Origin of the sequence: Sphingomonas sp. PAMC 26605, assembly GCF_000241485.1 — a bacterium.
In the GTDB taxonomy this organism is placed as follows: domain Bacteria; phylum Pseudomonadota; class Alphaproteobacteria; order Sphingomonadales; family Sphingomonadaceae; genus Sphingomonas.
In genome coordinates, this window is the sequence record NZ_JH584241.1 from 439,489 (window position 1) to 446,189 (window position 6,701).

Below are 6,701 nucleotides of genomic sequence, written 5' to 3' on the forward strand. Positions count from 1 at the left end.
CCCCTCCACCACCAGCCTGAAGAAGGCTGGCGGTCCCCCTCCCCCGGTTCCCGGGGGAGGATTCAGGGGATCAGATCACATATTCGACCGTCCGCCGCTGCAGCTCGTCCGCGCTCGCCGCCGCGCGCTTGGCGACGATCTGCGCGTTCAACCGCATCACCGTGCGGCTGCCCGTCGTCTTGAAGGCGAACGGCAGGAACGCGTGCACCACGCCCGCCAGCCCCCCGCCGATCATCGTCAGCCCGAAGCGCGACGCGACGAGGAAATGCTCGCCAAAGGTCTCGCCGACCGAGGCGGGGTGATCGAGGAACAGGCGGCGAAACATAAGGCGGCTCCTTGTCGTTCAGCTGAGGCTAGCGGCGACCTGTAGCACCATGTCGGCGGCGAGCTGGCTCAGCGTATCGTCTCTGGCCCCCATTACCACGATCCGGTCGCCAGGTCGCGCCTGCTCGACCAGCCAGGTCGCGGCATCGGCGCGATCGGCGATGTGATGCGCGCGCGGGCCGATTTCGGCGACGATGTCGGCGCTGGTCACTTCGCGCGCGACGGTGCCGCCCTGATAGACCGGGTCGGGCAGGACGAGCCGATCCTCCGGGCCGAGTGTCGCGCGGAACATCGCGACCAGTTCGGCCCGCATCACTTTCAGCGGGCCGTACCCATGCGGCTGGAAGAACAGCAGCAAGCGCCCGGGAAAGGCGTGCAGCGTCGCGAGCGTCGCGGCGATCTTGTCGGGATTGTGCCCGAAATCGTCGATCACGCTGACGCCCGCCGCCTCGCCCACGAGCTCGAACCGTCGCTTGAGTCCGGTGAACCCGGCGATCGCCGCGATCGCTTCGCTGAGTGGCACGCCAGCCGCCCGCGCTGCGCCCAGCGCGGCGAGCGCATTGGAGACATTATGCCGCCCCGGCACCGCGAGGCGGACGCGGTAGGTCTCGCCATCGGCGATCAGATCGAAGCCGATCGCGAACGGCTCGGGCGCGAGATTGTGCGCGGAGAGGTCGGCGTCGGCCTCGACCGCGAAGGTTACGAGCTTCGCGCGATCGAGCGATTTCGCCAGCGCGACGGTTTCGGCGTCGCCGATGTTGAGCACGGTCGTCTGCGCCTTGGCCGCGAAGGCGCCGAACAGTGCGCGCAGTTCGTCGAGCGACTTGTGGTCTAGGCTGACATTGTTGAGCACCGCGATCTTCGGCGCATAGAGCGCGATCGAGCCGTCGCTCTCGTCGACTTCGCTGACGAACGCCTCGCCCGCGCCGACCAGCGCGCTGGCAAACGGCGCGTCGGGGCTCGCGAAATTCTTCATCACCGCGCCGTTCATCACCGTTGGATCACGCCCGCAGGCATGGAGGATCCAGCCGATCATCCCCGTCACGGTCGATTTGCCGCTCGTTCCCGCCACACCGATCGGCAGCGTACTCGCATTGAACAGCGAGGCGAGCAGTTCGGGCCGGCTCAGCCGCTGCGCGCCGACGCGCTCCGCCGCAACGATGTCCGCGACGGTGGATTCCACCGCGGCCGAGGCGACGACGATCTGCTCGGCCGAGGTCACGCCCGACCCGTCCTGCGCAAACAGTGTCACGCCCTTGGCGGCGAGGTCGGCGAACTTGGCGGGCAGCGCGCCGCGATCGAGCGAACGGTCCGACCCCGCGACAGTCGCGCCGCGCCCGGCGAGGATCATCGCGAGCGGCATCATGCCGCTGCCGCCAATGCCGACGAAGAAGTATGATTTGCCGTTGCTCATCGCCGGGGGCTATCGCGGGCGGCGACCGAGTGCAACGGAGCTGAGCATGCGAATTGGGATCGTAGCCCCCGCCAAGGGGATCGACGAAGCGCTCGCGGCGCGTGCGCTCGGGCTGGCGGCGGTGGCGATGCCGGCGATGGATCTCGTCTTCCACCCGCAATGCTTCCTCTCCGACGGCCATTTCGCCGGCCCCGACGCGGCGCGCGCGGCGGCGTTCCTCGAAGTCGCCAACGATCCCGCCTTCGACGCGATCTGGTTCGCGCGTGGCGGCTACGGCTCGAACCGCATCCTCCACACCGTCATGCCGCAGCTCGGCGAGGCTGCGCGGCGGAAGACCTATCTCGGCTTCTCGGACATGGGCTTCCTGCTCGGCGCGCTCTATGCCGCCAAGATCGGGCGACCGGTCCACGGCCCGATGGTCTCCGACGCGCAACGCAGCGATGGCGGCTTCGCCTTCGCGCGGGGACTGCGCTGGCTCGCTAGCAGGGACCGCGCGGTACTCGAGCCGGGGCTCGACGGGCATCCCGCCGCCGCATTCAATCTCGCCATTCTGACCGCGCTGATCGGCACGCCGTGGCTGCCCGATCTCACCGATCATATCCTCCTGATCGAGGAAGTGTCCGAGCCGCTCTACCGTATCGACCGGATGCTGTTCACCATGGCGCAGGCGACGCAGCTCAAGGGCATCGCCGGCGTGCGGCTCGGCCACGTCACCGACGTCCAGCCCAACACCCCGCCCTGGGGCGAGAGCCTCGAGACGATGATCGCGCGCTGGTGCGGCGAGATGGGGGTGCGCTATCTCGGGCGTGCCGAGATCGGGCATGATGCGGGCAATCACGTCGTCCCGTTCGGCGTGGCATAGCGTCGCAACGGGCGTTGCTCCGATCGCCGATCTCGGCGATATGGGGCGGATGAAGCGACTCTTCGCGGCGTGCGCGCTCTCCCTCCTCGCCTGGGCGCAACCGGCGGCAGCGCAGTCGATCCTGCGCGACGCCGAGACCGAGGCGATGTTCAACGAAATGTCGCGCCCGCTGATCCTCGCGGCGGGCCTTTCGCCCAACAACGTCAAGGTCGTCCTGATCAACGACGATTCGATCAACGCCTTCACGGCGGGCGGTCAGACGATCTATGTCCATTCGGGGCTGATCCAGGCCGCCGACAACGCCAACCAGGTGCAGGGCGTGATCGCGCACGAGCTCGGCCACGTCGCCGACGGGCACGTCGTGCTGATCGATGCGGGCGTCCGCCCCGCGCTCGGCGTGTCGATCCTGTCGATGGTGCTCGGCGTCGCGGCGATCGCCGCCGGCGCGCCCGAGGCAGGGGCGGGGATCCTCTCGGCGGGCACCAGCGCGGCGCAGGGCAAGTTCCTCGCCTTCAGCCGCGTCCAGGAATCGACCGCCGACGCGACCGGCGCCAAATTCCTGCGCGAGGCCGGCGTCACCGGCAAGGGCATGCTCACCTTCTTCAAGAAATTGCAGAATGAAGAGTACGCCTATGGCCTCAAGAACATCGACCCGTTCGCGCAGAGCCATCCGCTGTCGGGCGAGCGCATCGCCGACCTCACCGCCGACGTGATCGCCTCGCCCGCCTACACCAAGAAGCCCGACCAAGGCCTCGAGGAGCAGTTCAAGCGCGTCAAGGCCAAGCTGCTCGGCTATGTCGCCGAGCCCAAGACGACGCTCAACACCTATCCGGATTCGGATCAGAGCATCTACGCGCATTACGCCCGCGCCTATGCCTGGCACAAATCGGCCTATCCGCAGAAGGCCGATGCCGAGGCCGCCGCTTTGATCAAGGCCGCGCCGCACGATCCCTATTTCCTCGAGATCCAGGGCCAGATCCTGCTCGAGGCGGGCAAGCCGCGCGAGGCGGTCGCGCCTTTACGCGAAGCGACCGACCTGTCGCGCAACGCACCGCTGATCGCGACGACCTTCGGCCACGCGCTGATCGCGACCGAGGACAAGGCCAATTACCCCGAGGCGATCAAGGTGCTGCGCCAGGCGGTGGCGCGCGACGACGACAATCCCTTCGCCTGGTATCAGTTGGGCACCGTCTACGAGGCGATGGGCGACGAGCCGCGCGCGCTGCTGGCGAGCGCCGAGCAGGCCAATCTCACCGGCAATGTCCGCCTCGCCGCCTATAGCGCGCGCGGTGCGATGCAGGGGCTGCCGCCCAATTCGGTCGACTGGATTCGCGCGCAGGACATCGCGCTCGCGTCGCAGAACGAGATCGACGACAATCCCAAGAAATATAAGAAGAAACGCTGATGCGCCCGGCCTGGAATTCCCTAACCCTCGCGCTCGTCGCGGGGCTGATCGGCGCGGCCGGTTTCGCGAGCCTCCCCGGCTGGTGCCCGCCGCGGGTGGCGAGCGCGCGCGTACCGAAAGCGTGGTACACGATTATCTGCTCGCGCATCCCGAGATCATCCCGGCGGCGATGGACGCTCTGCGCGACCGCGACCATGCCGCGACGATCGCCGCCAACCGTAGCGCGATCTACACGCCGGTCGGCAGCGCCTGGGCGGGGAGCGCGACGCCCGACGTCACGCTGGTCGAATATTTCGACTACAATTGCGGCTATTGTCGCGCCAGCCTGCCGACGATCGCGGCGCTGCTGAAGAGCGACCCCAAGATTCGCATCGTCTATCGCGATTTCCCGATCCTCGCGCAGAGCAGCGTCGATGCCGCGCGGATGAGCCTCGCCGCGGCCGAACAGGGCAAGTTCCAGGCGTTCCACGACGCGCTGTACGCCGCGGGGCCGGTGAACGCGCAGAGCATCGTGGCGGCGGCCAGGACCGCCGGCGTCGATGCCGCTCGCGCCGCCGCCTACGCCCCGCGCGCCGAGCAGGAGATCACCTCGAACGAGACGATCGCGCGCACGCTCGGCATGACCGGCACGCCGAGCTGGGTGATCGGCAACAAGGTCGTCTCCTCTGCGCTCCCGCTCGAGGAATTGCAGAAGGCGATCGCCGAGGTCCGCGCGGCGAAGTAACCGTCGCCCCGGCGGAGGCCGGGGCCGCCGCGCTGGTGGCAGCCGGTTCGCGCATAATGCAGCGGCCCCGGCCTTCGCCGGGGCGACGTTGTATACCGGCCGGTTGTTATCTCCCCCCGGCACGCCTATCTGCGCGACAACAATCGGGGACAGCATGGACACCATATTATCGGTCGCGGGCGTGTCGAAGACATACGCCTCGGGACATCGCGCGCTCGAACCGGTCGATCTCGACATCGCGCGCGGCGAGATCTTCGCGTTGCTCGGGCCCAACGGCGCGGGCAAGACGACGCTCATCTCGATCATCTGCGGCATCGTGACGCCGAGCACCGGCACGATCACCGTGCTCGGCCATGACGCGCAGACCGATTTCCGCAGCGCGCGCCGCGCGATCGGCCTCGTCCCGCAGGAACTGTCGGTCGACATGTTCGAGACGGTGCTCGCCACCGTCAAGTTCAGCCGCCGCCTGTTCGGCAAGGGGCCGAACGACGCGCATATCGAGCAGGTGCTGCGCGACCTGTCGCTATGGGACAAGCGCGACGCCAAGATCCGCGAACTGTCGGGCGGGATGAAGCGCCGCGTGCTGATCGCCAAGGCGCTCGCCCACGAGCCCGAGATCCTGTTCCTCGACGAGCCGACCGCAGGCGTCGACGTCGCCTTGCGCCGCGACATGTGGAAGCTCGTCCACAAGCTCCGCGCGGGCGGCACGACGATCATCCTGACGACGCATTACATCGAAGAGGCCGAGGAAATGGCCGACCGCGTCGGCGTGATCGACAAGGGGCGGATCATCCTGGTCGAGCAGAAGGCCGCATTGATGCGCAAGCTCGGCAAGCGCGAGTTGCGGATCACTTTGTCCGAGCCGCTGTCGGCGGTGCCGGGGGCACTCGCGGCCTGGCCGCTCAAGCTCGCCGAGGACGGGCGGCTGATCTACGCCTTCGACGCCGAGGACGAGCGCATCCCCGAGCTCCTCGCTGCGCTCGGCGCGCAGGGCATCGGCTACAAGGACCTCGAGACGCACAAGAGCTCGCTCGAGGATATTTTCGTCGACCTGGTCGAGAAGAAGGACGCGGCATGAGCGGCGCAACCAAGGCCCCCGCGATTAACTTTCACGGTATCTGGGCGATCTACCGCTTCGAAATGGCGCGCGCCTTGCGCACGCTGTGGCAGAGTCTGGTCACCCCCGTCATCACCACCTCGCTCTATTTCGTCGTGTTCGGCGGGGCGATCGGGTCGAAGATCAGCACCGTCGGCGGGGTCGGCTATGGCAGCTTCATCGTGCCCGGCCTGATCATGCTGTCCTTGCTGACGCAGAGCATATCGAATGCCTCGATCGGCATTTATTTTCCCAAATTCACCGGGACGGTGTACGAACTGCTGTCGGCGCCGGTTTCGGCGATGGAGATGGTGATCGGCTATGTCGGCGCGGCGGCGACCAAGTCGATCGTGCTCGGGCTGATCATTCTGGCCACCGCGTCGCTGTTCGTGCCGTTGTCGATCGTCCATCCGTTCGCGATGCTGGCGTTCCTGGTGCTGACGAGCGTGGCGTTCAGCCTGTTCGGCTTCATCATCGGGGTGTGGGCGAAGGGGTTCGAGCAATTGAACTTCATCCCCGCGCTGCTGATCACGCCGCTGACCTTCCTCGGCGGCGCCTTCTACTCGATCGACATGCTGCCGCAGCCGTGGCGGACGGTGAGCCTGTTCAACCCGGTGGTCTATCTGGTGAGCGGTTTCCGCTGGGCGTTCTTCGACAAGGGGGATGTGTCGGTGGGGCTGAGTCTTGGCGTGACGGCGCTGTTCCTGGTCGCGTGCCTCGGTGTCATCTCCTGGATCTTCAAGACCGGCTGGCGCATGAAGAACTGACGAAAAATCCTCCCCCGGGAACCGGGGGAGGGGGACTCTGAGCCTTCAGCGAAGGGTGGAGGGGGGCGCCCTCTCCGCAAGCGCGCCGCCCGTATTGGCCCCCTCCGTT

General features: G+C 67.4%; 7 protein-coding genes. 5 read left to right on the forward strand and 2 right to left on the reverse strand.

Going from position 1 to position 6,701, the window contains the following annotated elements; all coding sequences use genetic code 11:
* Positions 1-70: 70 nt before the first annotated feature.
* A complete protein-coding gene (locus RH90_RS01940; protein ID WP_010183532.1) occupies positions 71-325 on the reverse strand; it encodes a DUF6356 family protein in 255 nt (84 codons plus the stop codon).
* Positions 326-343: 18 nt separating this feature from the next.
* Positions 344-1,738, reverse strand: a complete 1,395-nt coding sequence (locus tag RH90_RS01945; protein WP_010183533.1) for a UDP-N-acetylmuramate--L-alanine ligase — start codon at positions 1,736-1,738, stop codon at positions 344-346.
* A 46-nt stretch (positions 1,739-1,784) separates the two neighbouring features.
* Between RH90_RS01945 and RH90_RS01950 the strand changes: the two genes are divergently transcribed.
* The 5 genes from RH90_RS01950 (at position 1,785) to RH90_RS01970 (ending at position 6,592) form a co-directional block, all read left to right on the forward strand.
* On the forward strand, positions 1,785-2,600 hold the full coding sequence (locus RH90_RS01950; RefSeq protein ID WP_010183534.1) for an LD-carboxypeptidase: 816 nt from the start codon (positions 1,785-1,787) through the stop codon (positions 2,598-2,600).
* Positions 2,601-2,649: 49 nt separating this feature from the next.
* Positions 2,650-4,005: a M48 family metalloprotease gene (locus tag RH90_RS01955; protein ID WP_029624965.1), complete on the forward strand. Its 1,356-nt coding sequence runs from the start codon at positions 2,650-2,652 to the stop codon at positions 4,003-4,005.
* Positions 4,006-4,126: 121 nt separating this feature from the next.
* The gene (locus tag RH90_RS01960; protein WP_232280285.1) at positions 4,127-4,729 is read left to right on the forward strand and encodes a DsbA family protein; all 603 of its coding nucleotides are present in this window, start codon (positions 4,127-4,129) and stop codon (positions 4,727-4,729) included.
* Between the two features lie 154 nt (positions 4,730-4,883).
* Positions 4,884-5,807 (forward strand): ABC transporter ATP-binding protein, encoded by a 924-nt coding sequence (locus RH90_RS01965; protein ID WP_010183537.1) that lies wholly within the window; start codon positions 4,884-4,886, stop codon positions 5,805-5,807.
* Positions 5,804-6,592 carry an ABC transporter permease gene (locus RH90_RS01970; RefSeq protein ID WP_010183538.1) on the forward strand — a complete coding sequence of 263 codons (789 nt, stop codon included), beginning with the start codon at positions 5,804-5,806 and terminating at the stop codon, positions 6,590-6,592. Before RH90_RS01965 ends, RH90_RS01970 begins: the two co-directional genes overlap by 4 nt.
* Positions 6,593-6,701 lie beyond the last annotated feature (109 nt).

Excerpts from the sequence above, each read along its gene's own strand:
- RH90_RS01970 (WP_010183538.1), top strand. The coding sequence starts at position 5,804 with ATGAGCGGCGCAACCAAGGCCCCCGCGATTAACTTTCACGGTATCTGG.
- RH90_RS01940 (WP_010183532.1), bottom strand. The coding sequence starts at position 325 with ATGTTTCGCCGCCTGTTCCTCGATCACCCCGCCTCGGTCGGCGAGACC.
- RH90_RS01950 (WP_010183534.1), top strand. The coding sequence starts at position 1,785 with ATGCGAATTGGGATCGTAGCCCCCGCCAAGGGGATCGACGAAGCGCTC.
- RH90_RS01945 (WP_010183533.1), bottom strand. The coding sequence starts at position 1,738 with ATGAGCAACGGCAAATCATACTTCTTCGTCGGCATTGGCGGCAGCGGC.
- RH90_RS01965 (WP_010183537.1), top strand. The coding sequence starts at position 4,884 with ATGGACACCATATTATCGGTCGCGGGCGTGTCGAAGACATACGCCTCG.
- RH90_RS01955 (WP_029624965.1), top strand. The coding sequence starts at position 2,650 with ATGAAGCGACTCTTCGCGGCGTGCGCGCTCTCCCTCCTCGCCTGGGCG.